Genomic DNA, 17,102 nt, shown 5'->3' with positions numbered 1-17,102 from the left:
CCCGGGCTGTTCGGGGCTGATCAGCAAGAACGCCGGTCGACCGGCCGCTCGGCGGCCGGCATTTCCGCCGCGGTGATCAGCCGGAAGCGACGCAGCTGATCGCGGGCGTCGACCAGCGCGTCGTGAGCGTCCCGCGACCGCGGCGGCAGCCGGGGGGACCCGCGGTCCTCCCAGAGCTGCCGCAGTTCCCGGGTGAAGCGGGGCAGCGCCCGCGGCAGCTCCGGCATGGTGCCCCACAACTGGCACAGCGCCACGTGGTCGTAGGCCCCGATCCAGGCCCACAGCTCGATCGGATCGTCGTCGACACCGGAGACACCGAAGAACTCCTCCAGGTCCTCGCGGATCCGCCTGCGCGACCGCCACAGCTGCGAGGACGGGGGCGGCAGCTTGGGCAGCACGTGCGCGCGCACCCAGCTGCCGGCGCGTTCGGGATCGAATTCGGTGGACACCGCGTAATACTCGCGACCGTCTTCGGCGACCACGCCGATCGAGATCAGCTCGATGCTGCGCCCGTCCTCGATGAATTCCGTGTCGTAGAAGTAGCGCACCGTAGAAAGCCTAGGCGCGCGGCCGCGGCGGGCTAGCGGCCCAGCAGGAGGGGCTCGGTGTTCTCGGGCGGCGGCGCGGGACGCACCTCGGTGTCGAGCCTGGCGTCGACGGTGCGTTCGTCGGGCAGGCGCGGGGTGCCGGCGATCGCGCACTGCAACGCCAGCTTGGCCCGCACGACGGGACGGCGCAGCGTCCGTTCCCGTTGCAGCGCCCGCCGCATCTTGTCCGGCCGGGTGGTGTAGCGCCACCGGGCCCACGGGGCGTGGGGGCGCGACAACCGGACCGCCCCGACCACGAGCAGCACGACGATGAACATGCCCAGCAGGCCCGTCCAGACCTTGCCCTTGAGCACCACGACCACGGCCAGGGGCAGCGTGAGCGCCATCGCGCCGGCGACCGCGAACCGCAGCGCCGTCGAATCCGTGCCCTGCCATAGCGGCATGAAGAACATCAACGGATGGAGTCCCATGATCAGCAGGCCGGCCACGCCCACCGCGGCGAACACCGCGTCCACCGACGTGCGCCCGTCTTCCGACCAGTACACATCGGAGAGGTGCAGGATCAACGCGTACTCGTCGAGTACCAACGCGGCCCCGACACCGAAAAATATCGCGGCGGAGGTGAATTCGGCTTCGGTGCCGTCCAGGGATATGGTGACCAGCGTCAGCCCGGACACCAGCACCAGCACCACCCCGAACGTCACGTGGTGAATGTGTACCCCCCCGATGTGGACGTTGCGCGGCTGCCACCATTTGGGCGGTCGCCCGGTCGCGGCACGCTGGCGGATGAACCGGACGAAGGTTCGCGTGACGAAAAACGTCAGGATGAAGGCCACCAGACAGCACAACAGCGGCAGCCGGCCGCCATCGTGGATGTCATGGGAGAACCAAGTCGTGATCCTCGACACGAACCACTGCAACACACCTGAAACCTACGCCTGCCTTGCCGCGCCCGGCGGGAGCCGCGCTGCGCCGGCCGCTGCCCGGCCCGCGCACCGATTAGGCTGTTCGGCGAGATGAGTAGATCGCAGACGCCCGGCGCGGGCTTCGCTGGCAGAAGTGGGCTCGGACGGGCGCTGACGTGGGGACTGCTCTGGTTGGCGGCGGCCGCCGCGCTGGGCTACACGGCGTGGCGCCTGTTCGGGCACACTCCGTACCGCATCGACATCGACATCTATCAGATGGGCGGTCAGGCCTGGTTAGACGGGCATCCGCTGTACCGCGGCGAGGTGTTGTTCCACACCCCCATCGGGCTGAACCTGCCCTTCACCTATCCCCCGCTGGCGGCCATCGTGTTCAGCCCGTTCGCCTGGTTGCACATGCCGGCCGCCAGCGTCGCAATCACGTTGCTGACGCTGGCGCTGCTGATGGTGTCGACGTTGATCGTGCTCACCCGCCTCGACGTGTGGGACACCTCGACGGTGCTGCCGGGGCCGCCGTGGCTGCGCCGGCTGTGGTTGACGGTGATGATCGTGGCGCCCGCGGCGATCTGGCTGGAACCCATCAACTCCAACTTCGCGTTCGGCCAGATCAACGCCGTGCTGATGACGCTGGTGATCGCCGACTGCTTCCCGCGCCGCACGCCGTGGCCGCGCGGCGTGCTGCTCGGGTTGGGGATCGCGCTCAAGCTCACCCCCGCGGTGTTTCTGCTCTATTTGGTGCTGCGCCGCGACAACCGCGCGGCGCTCACCGCGGTGGCGTCGTTCGCGGCCGCGACGGCCGTCGGTTTCGCGCTGGCCTGGGACGATTCGTGGGAGTACTGGACCCGCACGGTGCACCACACCGACCGGATCGGCGCCGCGGCGCTGAACACCGACCAGAACGTCGCGGGCGGGCTGGCGCGGTTGGACCTCGGCGAGCACGAGCGCTTCGTGCTGTGGGTGGCCGCGAGCCTGCTCGTGCTGGGGCTGACCATCTGGGCGATGCGGCGGGTGCTGCGCGCCGGCGAGCCGACGCTGGCGATCATCTGTGTCGCGCTGTTCGGCTTGGTCGTGTCGCCGGTGTCGTGGTCGCACCACTGGGTCTGGATGGTGCCGGCGGTGCTGGTGACCGCGGTCCTGGGCTGGCGGCGGCGCAACGTCGCGCTGGCGGTGGTCAGCGCCGCCGGGGTGGCGCTGATGGCATGGACCCCGATCAACCTGCTGCCCAAGCATCACGAGACGACCGCGGTGTGGTGGCGCCAACTGGCCGGGATGTCCTACGTGTGGTGGGCGTTGGCGGTCATCGCCGCGGCCGGAGTCACCGTCGGCGCCCGCGCCGGCTCGCGGCACCCGGCATCGCCCACCCTGACACCGGTGTCGGCGGCCGGTTAACCCGCGGCGGTCTCGGGGATGCGCGCGGCGTCACCGGCGGAGGCGTCACCGGAGCCACCTTCCTTGAGGCTGGCCGCGTAGATGTCGACGTATTCCTGGCCGGACAGGCCCATCAGCTCGTAGATCACCTCGTCGGTGACGGCGCGTTCGATGAACCGGTTGCCGGCCATTCCCTCGAAGCGGGAGAAGTCCATCGGCTTGCCGAAGCGGACGGTGACCCGGCCGAAGTGCAGCATGTTCGTACCGGGCGGGTTGACCACGTTGGTGCCGATCATCGCCACCGGGATAACCGGAACCCCGGTGTGCAGAGCCAGCCGGGCCAGGCCGGTCTTGCCCTTGTAGAGCCGGCCGTCGGGCGAGCGGGTGCCCTCGGGGTACATCCCGAGCAACTTGCCTTGGCTCAGCAGCCGTTCGGCGGTGTCCAGCGCCGCCTGCGCGGCGTCGGCGTTGGTGCGGTCGATCGGGACCTGACCGACGGCGGTGAAGAACCAGCGCTGGAACCAGCCCTTGAGGCCGGTGCCGGTGAAGTATTCGGATTTGGCCAGGAACGTGATCCGGCGGCGCACGACCAGGGGCAGGTAGAAGCTGTCCATCACCGCCAGGTGATTACTGGCCAGAATCGCCGACCCGGAGTGCGGAAGATGTTCCAGGCCTTCGACTTTGGGCCGACCAAGCAGTGATAGCAATGGGCCGAGAAGAATGTACTTGAACAGCCAGTACCACATGGCCCTCCCTCTCACCCCGCCGGTCGTGTACTGCGTCAACTGTACCCATCCGCGGCCCGGGCGACCACCTGCGACGCGGGCGACTCACTCCTCGACGGTGACCGGGATGGGCTGATACCGGCTCCTGGCGGTGCCTTCCCCCGCATCCCTGCCGGCGCGCGTCTCGTCGCCCGGCGGCCGCACACCGCCACCGCGCGGCCCGTCCGGCGGCGGCTCCGGCGAGCGGTCGGCGTCACCGACGATGCCGCGGATCACCTCGAGCAGAACGATGCTGTGGTCGGCGATCACGGTGAGCAGCGGGTGCTGCTCACCGGTGGCCAGCGCGGCCAGCGCACACACCGGGCACCACACCTGCTGGCATTTCCCGGTTCCCGGCCCACCGCCGGCCGTCATCGCGGCCGCCAGCCGCACCGCCGGGTCGATTCCGTCCAGGATCGCCTGGGCGAGCCTGCGCAGCTCGGGACCGACGTCGGGATGAGCCCCACTCATCTAGGCCACACCTCCGGGTCTGGTCGGAAACGAACCGTCAGTTCACTACCCCGCAGACGCGCGTCCAGCACCGTGCAACGCCGCAGTACGGACGCCAGCCGCACCCGGCGCCGCAACCCGCCGACGCTGATGATCAGGTCGTCGTCGACACGGCCGAGGGTCAGGGCACCCGAATCGAGTTGGGGCAACGCTAGCCGCATCCGGTATGTCGCCCCAAGCCCCGATCCGGATTCGAGGTCGACGATGGGCTGCAACGGGCCCGGCGGCGCGCCCGTACCCGTCCGGCGGGCGCTGTCGAGCAGTGCGCCCAGCGCCTTGGGGCCGATCGGTTCGCCGGACAGGTGCGGGGTCACCACCAGCGCGACGTCACCCATGGCGGCGGCCAGTTCGTCCAGGACGACCCGTTGTTCGCAGATGCGTTCGGCGTACCAGGAGAACGCCGGGTGCGCGGGCAGGTTGTGGTACTCGTAGGACTCGTCCTGCACGAGAACCTGGTTGACGATCAGCTCCTCCACGCGCACCCCCATCAACGCCAGCGAGCCCAGGGTCCGGACCGCCTCGGCCACCACCACCCGCTCGGGGGTCAGCACCAGGTGCGCACCGACCAGCTCGCCGTCGGTCAGCAGTGCGCCGAGCGCGTCGACACCCGCGCTGATGCGCTCCAGCAACTCCACCACCGCCGCCGAGCGGCTGTCGTCGGCGGCGATCGACAACCTGCGGTGGCGCGGCCACCCACGCTCGACGTAGAGCCCGAACGTGGCAGGCAGGGTCAGCATCCGCAACGCGTCGGCGGTCGAGGCGCAGTCGACGACGACGAGATCCCAGCGCCCGGAGGCCGAAAGCTCACCGACGGCGTGCAACCCGAGGACTTCCTGCACGCCCGGCAGGGCCGAAAGTTCTTCGGGCGCAATGGTGCCCAGCTCAGAGTCGGGAAACCTGCGGTCCACGGCGCCGACAACGTGCTGCCAGCGGGCCTCGAGCAGGGCCAGGGTGTCCAGGGCCAGCGCGTCGAGAAAACCGGCACCGGACTGGTCGTCGGCGAGCACCCGGACGGCCTCGTCGCCCCCGCTCGGCGGGACCGGGACGCCCAGCACGTCGCCCAGCGAATGCGCCTGGTCGGTGGACACCACCAGCACGCGCTGACCCCGGTTCGCGGCGGCGACCGCGGTGGCCGAGGCCAGAGTTGACTTTCCTACCCCGCCCTTGCCGACGAACAGACTGATCCGGGCCGGGGTCGGCGTAACGGAATCACTCAGCCTCGACTCGTTTCTTCAGATCCTTCAACGCGGTATCGGTGAGCCTGCGCTCGGCCTTGCGTTTGAGCATCCCGATCATCGGGAGGGCGAGGTCCACCGTCAGCTCGTAGGTGACGTCGGTGCCAGAACCCTTGGGCGCCAAACGATACGAACCCTCGAGCGAACGCAGTAGCGAGCTGGAGACCAGGGTCCAGCTCAGCGATCGGCGATCCTCGGGCCACTGGTAGGACATAACCAGGGTGTCTTTGATGATGCCGGCGTCCATCACGAAACGCGCCACCTTGGGGTAGCCGTCGGCGCCCCTCTCCTGCACCTCGGCTTCCTTGTACTCCGAGATCCAATCCGGGTAGGCATCGATGTCGGCGATCACCTTCAATATCGTGTCGGGATCAGCGTCGATGTGAATGGTCTGCGTCGTCTTCTCCGCCACCTGGCTGCTGCCTCTCTCCCACGAGCGAGCCGCCCCGCTGCGGGACTAACCCGGTCTCCGGCCCGAAACGGTACTCTCCATGCCGGACGTTGAGCGCTAGACTGCCGGAGAAGTCCCGACCGGGCGTGACCGTTCCAGTGAGCCCTTGAGTTCGAATGCCACGTTCTTGCCCGCGACCCGGCGCCGATGGATCACCTTGGCCAGGTTCAGCTTGGCCAGCTGCCAGGCCGCCAGGCCGGTCGGTTCCGCGTGCAGGAAGTAGTGCAGCACCACGCCGTCCAGGCCGTCGGGCATGGGTTCCAGCCAGATCTCCATGGTGCCGGTCAGCGCGCCGGTCACGGTCCACCGGATCCCCTTGTCGGCGCGGTCCTCGACCACCTGCAACCGCAGGTCGGGCCACCACCGGCGCCAGTTCGACGGATCGGCGATGACAATGCCGACCCGCGCGCCGTCGACCGCGACATACGTCTGGTCGGCGATCTGGATGCTGTTCACCACCCCAGCTTCACACACGCGGGGCCGGCCGGCCATCTCCGGGCCGGGCCGGGACGGGCGGGGAGGTCCCCGCATTAGGCTGGACACAGCAAGCCGGCCGGCATCACTAGCTAAGACGAGGTCAACACAGTGCGTGAGTACAGCGTTCCTGCCCGCTTCACCGTCGCCGAGCACGACAACATCGCGGCCATGGTCTTCGAGCACGAGCGCGACGACCCCGGCTTCGCGATCTACCAGCGCCGGGTCGACGGCGTCTGGACTGACGTCACGTGCGCTGAGGCGGCCGGCCAGGTTCGTTCGGCGGCACTGGGTTTGATCTCACTGGGAGTGCAGGCCGGTGACCGGGTTTCGATCTTCTCGGCCACTCGCTACGAGTGGGCGATCCTCGACCTGGCGATCCTGTCGGTGGGCGCGGTCACGGTGCCGATCTACGAGACGTCGTCGGCCGAGCAGGTGCGATGGGTGCTGCAGGACTCGGCGGCGGTGCTGGCGTTCGCCGAAACCGACGCCCACGCCGCGATGGTGACCGAGCTCGCCGGTGACCTGCCCGCGCTGCGCCGGGTGCTACACATCGACGGGTCGGGCCCCAAGGCCCTCGATCAGCTGGTCGAGGCCGGTGCGTCGGTCGACCCGGCGGAACTGACGGCGCGGCTCGGGGCGCTGCGGGCCGAGCATCCGGCGACGCTGATCTACACCTCGGGCACGACCGGCCGGCCCAAGGGCTGTCAGCTCACCCATTCCAACCTGCTCTACGAGACGCGGGGCACCAAGGAGTGCCTCCCGACGCTACTCGACAAGGGGCAGCGGCTGCTGGTGTTCCTGCCGCTGGCCCACGTGCTGGCCCGCGCGCTCACCCTGGGCGCATTCGCCAACAAGGTGACCGTCGGCTTCACCAGCGACATCAAGAACCTGCTGGCGCTGCTGGCGGAGTTCAAGCCGACGGTCGTGGTGTCGGTGCCGAGGGTGTTCGAGAAGGTGTACAACACGGCCGAGCAGAACGCCGCCAACGACGGCAAGGGACGGATCTTCGCGATCGCCGCCCAGACCGCGGTCGAGTGGAGCCAGGCCCACGACCGCGGTCGGCCCGGGCTGCGGCTGCGCGCCAAGCACGCGCTGTTCGACCGCGTGGTCTACAGCAAGCTGCGCGCGGCGCTGGGCGGCGACTGCCGCGCATCGGTGTCCGGCGGTGCGCCGCTGGGTGCGCGGCTGGGCCACTTCTACCGCGGCGTGGGGGTCACCATCCACGAGGGCTACGGCCTGACCGAGACCAGCGCGGCCATCACGGTCAACCAGGTCGACAACGTCAAGGTCGGGACCGTCGGAACGCTGGTGCCCGGCAACAGCTTACGCATCGGCGAGGACGGGGAGCTGCTGGTGCGCGGGGGCGTGGTGTTCAGCGGCTACTGGGGCAACGAGCAGGCTACCGCCGAGGCGTTCACCGACGGCTGGTTCAAGACGGGCGACCTGGGTGCGGTCGACGAGGACGGCTTCCTGACGATCACCGGCCGCAAAAAGGAGATCATCGTCACCGCGGGCGGCAAGAACGTCGCACCCGCCGTGCTCGAGGACCAACTGCGGGGTCACCCGCTGATCAGCCAGGCAATGGTCGTCGGTGACAACAAGCCGTTCATCGGCGCGCTGATCACCATCGACCCCGAGGCGTTCGACGGCTGGAAGCAACGCAACAGCAAGGCGGCCGGTGCCTCGGTCGGCGATCTGGCCAACGATCCCGACCTGATCGCCGAGGTGGACGCCGCCGTCAAGCAGGCCAACCTCGCGGTGTCGCACGCCGAGTCGATCCGCAAGTTCCGCATCCTGCCGGTCGACTTCACCGAGGACACCGGCGAGCTGACACCGACGATGAAGGTCAAGCGCAAAGTGGTGGCCGAGAAGTTCGCCACCGACATCGAAGCGATCTACGCCAAGGACTGACTTAGTGGTCTTGCCCGTTAATTCGTCGGGGGTCATGCGGCAGGGGTGTGGTGGTCGAGCCGGGTGAGGTGTTGGTGAAGGTCAGCGCTGGTGTATCGCCAGCGGAATGGTTCGGCGGTGCGGTTGTAGCAATCCTGGAATGTTGCCAGGCGTTGCTCGAGCACGGTGAGGTCGGGGAAGTCGTTGGGGGTGAGTACTTTCCGCTGGACGATGGAGAAGTAGATCTCGACTTGGTTGAGCCAGGAGGCGTGCACGGGGGTGTGGATCATGGTCGCATTCGGGTAGCGGGCGCTGAGCCGGTCGATCGCGGCGATACCGCGGTGTGAGGAGCCGTTATCGACGATGAAGAACACCCGCGTGGCTGATGCGTAGGGCTGGCTGGTCATGACCTGGTCGACCAGTCGGGTGAACGCCTTGATGCCGGTGGAGGTCTCGCAACGGCCGAAGACCCGGGCCTGGTGCACGTCGTAGGCGGCCAGATACGCCAGCGCGCCGCGGCGGTGGTAGTCGTGATTGACCCGCATCGGGCGCCCCGGCCGGGTCGCTACGGTGCGGTGGCACCGGTCGCGGGCCTGGATCGAGGGTTTCTCGTCGGCGGAGATCACGTATTCATCGGCTCCCAGTGGGGTGCCCTGATAGGTGCGGGCGTACAACTCGAGCACAACGGCGGCTTTGGCCTCGAAGTCGGGGTCGCGCACGAAGATCCACGATCGGTGCTGCCATGGTTTGAGCGCATCGTGGTCCAGCCAGCGGCGCACCGTGGACACCGATGCCGCGATGCCGTCGCGGCGCAGTTGGGCGGCTAGGACGGTGCTGTTTTAGTCGCTGACTTTCGGCGTGGCTGAGCGGGTTTCGCATGGATGGGCGGCGAGGATCAGATGCGTGGCTTTGGGACGGGAAAATCGGCAGGGCCGGTTCGATGACGTGATGCTGCTTGTCGGCGATCAGCTGCCGGCGGGCAGCATCTATCGGCTGCTGGCCGACCACGGCGGTGCACTGTTCGACGACGATTATTTCGCTGATGTGTTCAAGCGTTCGGCGTTGGGTCGGCCAACGGTGCCGGCGCGGGTGATGGCCGCGGTGATGCTGCTGCAGGCCTACGAGGGGCTTTCGGATCGGGAGGCCTGCGACCGGCTGGCCTTTGACCTGCGCTGGAAAGCGGCCGCCGGGTTGACCGTGGATGCGGAGGCGTTTCATCCCACGGTGCTGGTCGGGATGCGCAACCGGCTACGCGCATCGGATCGGCCACGGCGGTTGTTCGAGGACGTCAACACACCACGGCGCGGGCGGCGGGGTTGTTGCGGGGACGGCGCCGGGTGCTCGATTCCACTCCGCTGTTGGATGCGGTGGCCACCCAGGACACGGTGATCCAGCTGCGGGCCGCGATCCGCAAACTACTGGCGGTGGCCGATCGGGCCGATCCGGAGGTGGCCGGTGCGGTGCGCACCGTGCTGACCCGCGACGATGACTACGCCAGCCTGGGAAAACCACCGTGTGACTGGGACGATCCCACGGCGCGTGAAGCCTTGGTCGATGCGCTGGTGCGCGACGCCAAGGCAGCACTGGAGGCCTGCGATGGCCGCCAGCTTGACGGGGCACTCGGTGAGGCGGTCGAGTTGCTGGCGCTGGTGGCCGGCCAGGACGTCGAGGCCGGCGACGACGGGGTGTTTCGCATCGCGAGGCGGGTGGCCCGGGATCGGCTGATCTCCACCGTTGATACCGAGGCCCGCCATGGGCATAAGTCGCGGGCGCGGACCTTCGATGGCTACAAGTCCGAGCCTGTCACGATTTCTGTGTAAGTCAGAGGTGATTTGACTACGAGTTGTATTCTAGCACAATGGGATTCGCCCAGGGAATAGTCTGGCGAGTGTGTTGAGCGCCACAGTCCAGTTGTGCGTTCCAGTACCCGAATAGCCTCCTCTCTCGCTGGAGATGTTGCGCAGCCCGAGGTACAGCAACTTCATCGCGGCGTCCTTGTCCGTGAAATGACCACGGTTCTTGGTGATCTTGCGCAACTGGAAGTTGATCGACTCGATCGCATTGGGGCGTGTCATTCCATCTGTGTAAGTCCGGGGTGGTCCATCATCGGACCGCCGTTGGGCGGACAGAAGGAGTGTTTTGTGACCAAGACCATGCAGATGCCGGCTGAGGAGACGACCGCGGCGCGGCGGCTGGCCGAGATGTTCACCGAAGAGACGCTGGACTCGTTGATTAAGGATGCGGTGAAGACCGGGACCCCGATCGACGGCGCGGACGGTTTGCTGAACCAGCTGACTAAGGCCGTGCTGGAGCGGGCGCTGAATGCGGAGCTAACCCACCATCTGGGTTATGAGGCCGGCGATCCGGCCGGACGCGGATCGGGAAATTCGCGCAACGGCACCACGCCGAAAACGGTGACCACCGTCAACGGCCCGGTGCAGATCGATGCGCCGCGTGATCGCAACGGCTCGTTTGAGCCGGCGATTGTGCCGAAGAAGACCCGCCGGCTCAACAACATCAATTCGGTGGTGTTGTCGCTGTATTCACGGGGAATGACCACCCGCGATATCGAAGCCCACCTGCAGGAGGTCTATGGGGCGTCGGTGTCGCGGGAGTTGATCTCCAATATCACCGAGGTGGTGGTCGATGAGATCAAGGCCTGGCAGGCCCGCCCGCTCGATGAGGTCTACCCGATCCTCTACATCGATGGGCTGCGGCTGCGGATCGGCGACAACGGGGTCATCACCACCAAGGTCGCCTATTTGGCCATTGGCGTGGATCTGGAGGGCCGCAAACACGCCTTGGGCTGCTGGATCCAGGACTCCGAGGGGGCGAAGTTCTGGCAGAAGGTCGTCATCGACCTGCGCAACCGCGGGGTGCGCGACATCCTCATCGCCTGCTGCGACGGGCTGACCGGTCTGCCTGATGCGATCCGCTCGATCTATCCCGATACCGTGGTGCAGACCTGCGTCGTGCACGTCATTAGGAATGCGATGCGCTTCGTGTCTTATAAGGACCGCAAGAAGGTCGCCACCGCGATGCGGGCGATCTACAGTGCGCCGACCGTCGATGGAGCCGAACTCGCACTCAAGGAGTTCGACCAGCAATTCGGCGCCCAATATCCGGGTGCAATTGACGTGTGGCACAACGCCTGGGGGGAATTCGTTCCGTTCCTGGACTATCCGGTGGAGTTGCGCAAGATCGTCTACACCACCAATGCGATCGAGTCGATCAACTTCCAGTTGCGCAAGATCACCAAGAACCGTGGTCATTTCACGGACAAGGACGCCGCGATGAAGTTGCTGTACCTCGGGCTGCGCAACATCTCCAGCGAGAGAGGAGGCTATTCGGGTACTGGAACGCACAACTGGACTGTGGCGCTCAACACACTCGCCAGACTATTCCCTGGGCGAATCCCATTGTGCTAGAATACAACTCGTAGTCAAATCACCTCTGACTTACACAGAAATCGTGACAGGCTCTCGCATTGGTGGTGTAGACGATCTTGCGCAACTCCACCGGATAGTCCAGGAACGGAACGAATTCCCCCCAGGCGTTGTGCCACACGTCAATTGCACCCGGATATTGGGCGCCGAATTGCTGGTCGAACTCCTTGAGTGCGAGTTCGGCTCCATCGACGGTCGGCGCACTGTAGATCGCCCGCATCGCGGTGGCGACCTTCTTGCGGTCCTTATAAGACACGAAGCGCATCGCATTCCTAATGACGTGCACGACGCAGGTCTGCACCACGGTATCGGGATAGATCGAGCGGATCGCATCAGGCAGACCGGTCAGCCCGTCGCAGCAGGCGATGAGGATGTCGCGCACCCCGCGGTTGCGCAGGTCGATGACGACCTTCTGCCAGAACTTCGCCCCCTCGGAGTCCTGGATCCAGCAGCCCAAGGCGTGTTTGCGGCCCTCCAGATCCACGCCAATGGCCAAATAGGCGACCTTGGTGGTGATGACCCCGTTGTCGCCGATCCGCAGCCGCAGCCCATCGATGTAGAGGATCGGGTAGACCTCATCGAGCGGGCGGGCCTGCCAGGCCTTGATCTCATCGACCACCACCTCGGTGATATTGGAGATCAACTCCCGCGACACCGACGCCCCATAGACCTCCTGCAGGTGGGCTTCGATATCGCGGGTGGTCATTCCCCGTGAATACAGCGACAACACCACCGAATTGATGTTGTTGAGCCGGCGGGTCTTCTTCGGCACAATCGCCGGCTCAAACGAGCCGTTGCGATCACGCGGCGCATCGATCTGCACCGGGCCGTTGACGGTGGTCACCGTTTTCGGCGTGGTGCCGTTGCGCGAATTTCCCGATCCGCGTCCGGCCGGATCGCCGGCCTCATAACCCAGATGGTGGGTTAGCTCCGCATTCAGCGCCCGCTCCAGCACGGCCTTAGTCAGCTGGTTCAGCAAACCGTCCGCGCCGTCGATCGGGGTCCCGGTCTTCACCGCATCCTTAATCAACGAGTCCAGCGTCTCTTCGGTGAACATCTCGGCCAGCCGCCGCGCCGCGGTCGTCTCCTCAGCCGGCATCTGCATGGTCTTGGTCACAAAACACTCCTTCTGTCCGCCCAACGGCGGTCCGATGATGGACCACCCCGGACTTACACAGATGGAATGACACGCCCACAAGTCCCATTTGGGTATCGATCCCGATGACGAGCTGATCACCGCGGTGGCCGTCACCGCGGCCAACGCCGCCGACCGTGAGGTCATCGACGAGCTGCTGGGCAACCCGGTCACCGACACCACGAGTGCTGCACCCGATTCCGCCGCCACCGATGCCGCCACCGATGCCGATGCCGATGCCGATGCCGATGAAACGATCACCGATCACGGTGAGCATGTGCGAAACGAGTCGGAGCCCAATGTCTTTGAGGTGTATGGCGATTCGGCTTACGCTGATGGGGCCACCCTCGATGAGCAGACCCAACGTGGCCATGACATGCGCGCCAAAGTGCCCCCGGTGCGCAACGCCAACGGCTATTCCAAAGACCAGTTCGGTATCGACCTGACTGCGGGCACCGTCACCTGCCCGGCCGAGCACACTGTGGCCATCAGCACCGGGCGGCGTCAGCAGGTCGCTCGCTTCGGGGCATTGTGTGGGTCGTGTCCGCTGCGGGCGCAATGCACCAAAGCCCGCCGTGGACGGGTGATCACCATCCATGCCCATGAGGCCGCCCTACAGCTGGCCAAGGCCCGCCAACGCGACCCGGCCTGGCAGACCGATTACCGAACGTATCGGCCGGTTGTGGAACGCAAGATCAGTCACTTCACCCGGCGCCCCTGGGGTGGTCGCAAGGCTCGCTGCCGCGGACAACAACGCATCCTGACCGACATCCTCGCCCGAGCCGGCGCGATCAACCTCGCCCGATTGGCCAGCCTGGGCCTGCATTCAGCGGCCGGGGGCTGGGCCATCGCCTGATCGGGACCACCAGGCCACCAGGCCACCAGGCCACCTACGATCCCATTAATATCAGCCAGCGCAAGCCCCTCCCAGCCGTCGAGACCCCGATACCGCGAAATCCCCGCCCTGCTGGAGGTCACTACATCAGCGCCGTCCTAGATCCACAGCACTCCATCGCGACAGCGGCAGGTCGTGTTCGGCGGGCAGCTCGCACGCCCAAGCGGTGACCTTGGCCCGGTCGGCCGGGGTGTAGATCGGTGGGCGCCCCGAACGCGGCGCATCGGCCAGGCCCTCGATGCCCTTGCCGGCGAACCGGGCCCGCCACTTACGCGCGGTGTCCACGCAGATGCCCAGTTCCTCGGCGATCGCCGCGTTCGGCGCGCCGTCGGCGGCCAGCAACACGATCATCGCGCGCAGCACCAGTTTTTGTGGTGTGGCCCGGCGCGCACCCACCCGTTGAGGGTGTCGCGGTCTTGGGCGCTCAGCGTGATCCGGTGCGGGCTGACCATCACCATGCCCGGGCCCCGACCCTGTCGTCACATCCATCACTCATGCCTCAACCGTCACATTTTGGGGCTCTTCTGGGAACTCCGTGGGTCATGGGATGGCCGGATAGAGCTGGAGCCCGCCGAGGTGGAAGTAGATCGCGGTCTTGAAGTGCTCGCGGTTGCGGTAGCCGCGGGCCGAAACCCGGATGGCCTGGATGCGTGAGTTCAGGCCCTCGGCACCGGCGTTGGTGATGCGGTGGGCGAAGTAGGACAACAGCCCCGCCTCGTGGCGCTTCAACGTCTTGGCCGCGTCGATGATCGGCTTGAGACGGCAGTGGGTGGCCCAGAAGTACCAGCGCTTAAAGTGTTTGGCTGCCCAGCCGCGACGCTGGTAGGACCAGAAGTGCCGCAGGCTCTCCTTGATCGCCCATGCCCGAGCGGTTTTCAGGTCACCGGAGCGCAGCGTGGCGAAGCGGTCTTGGTGACGGTCGGGCAGGTTCTCCGCCGAATACAGCCACAGGTACTTGCTGCCGGCCAGGCTCTTATCGCCGGCCGCGGCCAGCGCCCGGTTCTCGGCCTTGCGCACGGTGTCCACGGCCTTGGTCAGGTAGCCCATCAGGTGGTAGCGGTCGAAGACGATCTTGTTCTCGGCGTCGCTCAGGTGCGCGCGCACCGAGGCGGCGAACGGCTCCCACATGTCCATTGCCACCGCCTCGATCCCGGCCAGCTGCTCGGGGGTGAACCGGTCGAAGTAGCCGTCCAGGCTGGCCTGGCGGCGTTCGTCGGCGATGTAGTCCACCGTGCCCGCGTCCAGGTCACTGACCACGGTGATGTAGTCCTGTCCCTTCCCGGCCGCCTTCTCATCGACCCCGACGTGGGCCGGCGCCACCAGCGGTTTGGCGGCCAGGCCGCGGGCCACCGCACGGTCCATCAGGTGCCACGCCTCGTCCCAGCTGACCCGCAGCAGCCCGGCCGCGGCCGCCACGTCGCACGCGGCGAGCACGTCGATGGCCAGCCGCTCAAACAACATGGTGAACCGCGAATGCGGCTCGGCCCACGGCAGCCGCACCTGATGCACCCCGTGCTCGGGACAGGCCACCCGCGGCGGGCTGGCATGCAGGAACGTCAGAAACGCACACGAGTCCAGATGCCGCCACGCCCGTTCCTCGCCATGGTCATACACCGACAGCTCGCGCTCGCAGTCCGGGCAGGCGAACCGGGTCCGGCCCGGATGCACGACCCAGACGTCCACCCGACCTTCCTGAGCCGACAGCTCCACCCGTTGCACCTCCCACGGCGCTACCAGTCCCAGCAGATGGCGGTACAACTCGGTGTCGCGCACACAGCACATCCTGCCGCCCTGCGCCCATCACGCCCAGACCAGACCCACAGAAAACCCGGAAGCGCCCATTTTGGCGGATCACGGGCTGGTCACGACACGCCGATGACCGGCCCGCGCCACGCTGATCGGGCACCATCGAAGCCATGCCGAAACCACCGGAATCAACCAAGAATTCACTGCGCTGGAAGCTGCGCGAACATGCCAGTAACAGGTGGCCGCAGCTGAGCGCGATCACCACCCGATTCCACGGCCAATTCGCCTACGTCGAAGCCGCCCTGCCCGACCAAGCCGTCATGCCCTTGATGCGGCTGCGCTACAACGGCTCGGCCAGCATCTGGGGATTCGCCATCTACCTGGCCAGCAGCGACAAATATGAAGACTCATTCCTGCCCAACGGAACTCCCTCGGGCAGTCCCGAAGAAGCCCTCGACTGCGCCTGTGGCCTCTACCTCGGCGACCCCACCGCATGGCAACAACCCCCGACGAATTAACGGGCAAGACCACTTAGCCGCGGAGCAGGCCGGCCAGCCGCGCGGCCAGCGTGTCCCAGCGCCACTGCGCCATCACCCACTCGCGGCCGGCCGCGCCCATGGCCGCGGCGCGATCGCGGTCGGCCAGCAACCTGGCGACGGCCGCGGCGACCTCGTCCACCGAGCGGCCGTCGACCACGAAGCCGGTCTTGTTGTGCTGCACGGCTTCCGGGGCTCCGCCGGACCGACCGGCGATGACCGGCACGCCGGTCGCCGACGCCTCGAGGAATACGATGCCCAGCCCCTCGACGTCCATGCCGGCGCCGCGCGTGCGGCACGGCATCGCGAAGACGTCGGCCAGGGCGTGGTGCGCGGCCAGCTCGGCCGCCGGCACGCCGCCGGTGAACGTCACGTGCTCGGCGACCCCGCAGTCGCGGGCCAGCCTGCGCAGCGCGTCGGAGTGCGGGCCGCCGCCGACGATCACCAGCGCCGCGCCGTCGACGCGCCGACGGACCGAAGGCAGCGCCTTGATCAGCGTGTCCTGGCCCTTGCGGGGCACCAGCCGCGACAGGCACACCACGGTCGGCCGCTCACCGAGCCGGTAGCGGTCGCGCAGCTCGGCGCGGGCGGCCGCGTCGGGCCGGAACCGGTCGGTGTCCACCCCGGGCGGCAGGTACTCCAGCGAGGCGTTCGGCCCGAAGGCCGGGGCGAACCGGGAGCGGGTGTAGCGGCTGACAAACGTCACGACGTCGGTGTCGTCGCCGATGCGGCGCAGCACCGACCGGGCCACCGGGAGCATCGACCAGCCCACCTCGTGGCCGTGGGTGCTGGCCAGCACGCGGGTCGCCCCGGCGCCGCGGGCCCGCGACGCCAGCAGGGCCAGCGGGGCGGCGGCCCCGAACCAGACGGTGTCGATGCCGTGGTCGCCGATCAGCCGGCGCATCCGGGCATCGACCGCCGGCCCCGGCAGCATCAACGTGCCGGGATGGCGCACCACGCGGTAGCCGGTGGCCGCGGCCGCCTCGTCGAAGGCGTCGGCGCCTTTCCATTGCGGCGCGTATACGGTCACGGAGTGCGACCCGGCGCCGGCCAGCCGGCCGACGAACTCGACCAGATACGACTGGATACCGCCCGGCCGCGGCGGAAAGTCGTTGGTCACCAGCAGGACCCGGCTCACAGTGCGACAGGCTAGCGTGCCGGTCGCCCAGGCCTGCGCG

The 17,102-nt window shown here is 67.4% G+C and carries 14 protein-coding genes and 5 pseudogenes; 6 read left to right on the top strand and 13 right to left on the bottom strand.

Annotation, left to right across the window (positions count from 1 at the left end; translation table 11 throughout):
• Nucleotides 1-39: 39 nt before the first annotated feature.
• Together AB8998_RS12885 and AB8998_RS12880 are read right to left on the bottom strand one after the other, a co-directional pair.
• Nucleotides 40-548, bottom strand: a pseudogene (locus AB8998_RS12885) (polyadenylate-specific 3'-exoribonuclease AS); the annotation flags it as partial.
• Nucleotides 549-580: 32 nt separating this feature from the next.
• Nucleotides 581-1,447 (bottom strand): hypothetical protein, encoded by an 867-nt coding sequence (locus AB8998_RS12880; RefSeq protein ID WP_369741547.1) that lies wholly within the window; start codon nt 1,445-1,447, stop codon nt 581-583.
• Nucleotides 1,448-1,564: 117 nt separating this feature from the next.
• On the opposite strand from AB8998_RS12880, the gene AB8998_RS12875 reads away from it, so the two are divergent.
• Nucleotides 1,565-2,860 (top strand): glycosyltransferase 87 family protein, encoded by a 1,296-nt coding sequence (locus AB8998_RS12875; protein ID WP_369738303.1) that lies wholly within the window; start codon nt 1,565-1,567, stop codon nt 2,858-2,860.
• Here the strand turns inward: AB8998_RS12875 and AB8998_RS12870 are convergent.
• From AB8998_RS12870 to AB8998_RS12850, 5 genes are all read right to left on the bottom strand, one after another.
• Nucleotides 2,857-3,585, bottom strand: a complete 729-nt coding sequence (locus AB8998_RS12870; RefSeq protein WP_369738302.1) for a lysophospholipid acyltransferase family protein — start codon at nt 3,583-3,585, stop codon at nt 2,857-2,859. The two genes, AB8998_RS12875 and AB8998_RS12870, sit on opposite strands and share 4 nt — an antisense overlap.
• An 84-nt stretch (nt 3,586-3,669) precedes the next feature.
• Nucleotides 3,670-4,074 carry a hypothetical protein gene (locus AB8998_RS12865; protein WP_369738301.1) on the bottom strand — a complete coding sequence of 135 codons (405 nt, stop codon included), beginning with the start codon at nt 4,072-4,074 and terminating at the stop codon, nt 3,670-3,672.
• Complete coding sequence (locus AB8998_RS12860) at nt 4,071-5,330, bottom strand: ArsA family ATPase (RefSeq protein WP_369741546.1); 1,260 nt, start codon at nt 5,328-5,330, stop codon at nt 4,071-4,073. Before AB8998_RS12860 ends, AB8998_RS12865 begins: the two co-directional genes overlap by 4 nt.
• Nucleotides 5,323-5,760: an SRPBCC family protein gene (locus AB8998_RS12855; RefSeq protein WP_369738300.1), complete on the bottom strand. Its 438-nt coding sequence runs from the start codon at nt 5,758-5,760 to the stop codon at nt 5,323-5,325. The genes AB8998_RS12860 and AB8998_RS12855 overlap by 8 nt, the downstream gene beginning before the upstream one ends.
• Nucleotides 5,761-5,856: 96 nt before the next feature.
• Nucleotides 5,857-6,255 (bottom strand): polyketide cyclase / dehydrase and lipid transport, encoded by a 399-nt coding sequence (locus AB8998_RS12850; RefSeq protein ID WP_369738299.1) that lies wholly within the window; start codon nt 6,253-6,255, stop codon nt 5,857-5,859.
• Between the two features lie 129 nt (nt 6,256-6,384).
• On the opposite strand from AB8998_RS12850, the gene AB8998_RS12845 reads away from it, so the two are divergent.
• The gene (locus tag AB8998_RS12845; protein ID WP_369738298.1) at nt 6,385-8,187 is read left to right on the top strand and encodes an AMP-dependent synthetase/ligase; all 1,803 of its coding nucleotides are present in this window, start codon (nt 6,385-6,387) and stop codon (nt 8,185-8,187) included.
• A gap of 32 nt (nt 8,188-8,219) precedes the next feature.
• On the opposite strand, the gene AB8998_RS12840 is transcribed toward AB8998_RS12845, so the two are convergent.
• Nucleotides 8,220-8,981 (bottom strand): IS630 family transposase, encoded by a 762-nt coding sequence (locus tag AB8998_RS12840; RefSeq protein ID WP_369741545.1) that lies wholly within the window; start codon nt 8,979-8,981, stop codon nt 8,220-8,222.
• An 88-nt stretch (nt 8,982-9,069) separates the two neighbouring features.
• On the opposite strand from AB8998_RS12840, the pseudogene AB8998_RS31580 reads away from it, so the two are divergent.
• Nucleotides 9,070-9,962, top strand: a pseudogene (locus tag AB8998_RS31580) (transposase); the annotation flags it as partial.
• A gap of 54 nt (nt 9,963-10,016) precedes the next feature.
• Here AB8998_RS31580 and AB8998_RS12825 read toward each other — a convergent pair.
• Nucleotides 10,017-10,229: pseudogene (locus AB8998_RS12825) on the bottom strand (transposase); the annotation flags it as partial.
• A 129-nt stretch (nt 10,230-10,358) separates the two neighbouring features.
• Here AB8998_RS12825 and AB8998_RS12820 point away from each other — a divergent pair.
• Nucleotides 10,359-11,594 carry an IS256 family transposase gene (locus tag AB8998_RS12820; RefSeq protein ID WP_369741377.1) on the top strand — a complete coding sequence of 412 codons (1,236 nt, stop codon included), beginning with the start codon at nt 10,359-10,361 and terminating at the stop codon, nt 11,592-11,594.
• A 55-nt stretch (nt 11,595-11,649) separates the two neighbouring features.
• On the opposite strand, the pseudogene AB8998_RS12815 reads toward AB8998_RS12820, so the two are convergent.
• Nucleotides 11,650-12,678: pseudogene (locus AB8998_RS12815) on the bottom strand (IS256 family transposase); the annotation flags it as partial.
• Nucleotides 12,679-12,805: 127 nt separating this feature from the next.
• Here AB8998_RS12815 and AB8998_RS12810 point away from each other — a divergent pair.
• A pseudogene (locus AB8998_RS12810) lies at nt 12,806-13,603 on the top strand (transposase); the annotation flags it as partial.
• Between the two features lie 126 nt (nt 13,604-13,729).
• Here AB8998_RS12810 and AB8998_RS12805 read toward each other — a convergent pair.
• Entirely contained in the window at nt 13,730-14,038 is a 309-nt protein-coding gene (locus tag AB8998_RS12805) for a helix-turn-helix domain-containing protein (RefSeq protein ID WP_369738294.1), read from the bottom strand.
• Nucleotides 14,039-14,182: 144 nt separating this feature from the next.
• A complete protein-coding gene (locus tag AB8998_RS12800; protein WP_369736917.1) occupies nt 14,183-15,415 on the bottom strand; it encodes an ISL3 family transposase in 1,233 nt (410 codons plus the stop codon).
• A gap of 143 nt (nt 15,416-15,558) precedes the next feature.
• Between AB8998_RS12800 and AB8998_RS12795 the strand changes: the two genes are divergently transcribed.
• A complete protein-coding gene (locus tag AB8998_RS12795) occupies nt 15,559-15,906 on the top strand; it encodes a hypothetical protein (RefSeq protein ID WP_369736315.1) in 348 nt (115 codons plus the stop codon).
• 13 nt (nt 15,907-15,919) lie between these two features.
• Here AB8998_RS12795 and pimB read toward each other — a convergent pair whose 3' ends face one another.
• On the bottom strand, nt 15,920-17,062 hold the full coding sequence (gene pimB, locus AB8998_RS12790) for a GDP-mannose-dependent alpha-(1-6)-phosphatidylinositol monomannoside mannosyltransferase (protein ID WP_369738293.1): 1,143 nt from the start codon (nt 17,060-17,062) through the stop codon (nt 15,920-15,922).
• Nucleotides 17,063-17,102: the final 40 nt, after the last annotated feature.

It is taken from the genome of Mycobacterium sp. HUMS_12744610, from assembly GCF_041206865.1.
GTDB classification, from domain to species: Bacteria; Actinomycetota; Actinomycetes; order Mycobacteriales; family Mycobacteriaceae; genus Mycobacterium; species Mycobacterium servetii.
This window is presented reverse-complemented; position numbering and strand designations above follow the sequence as displayed.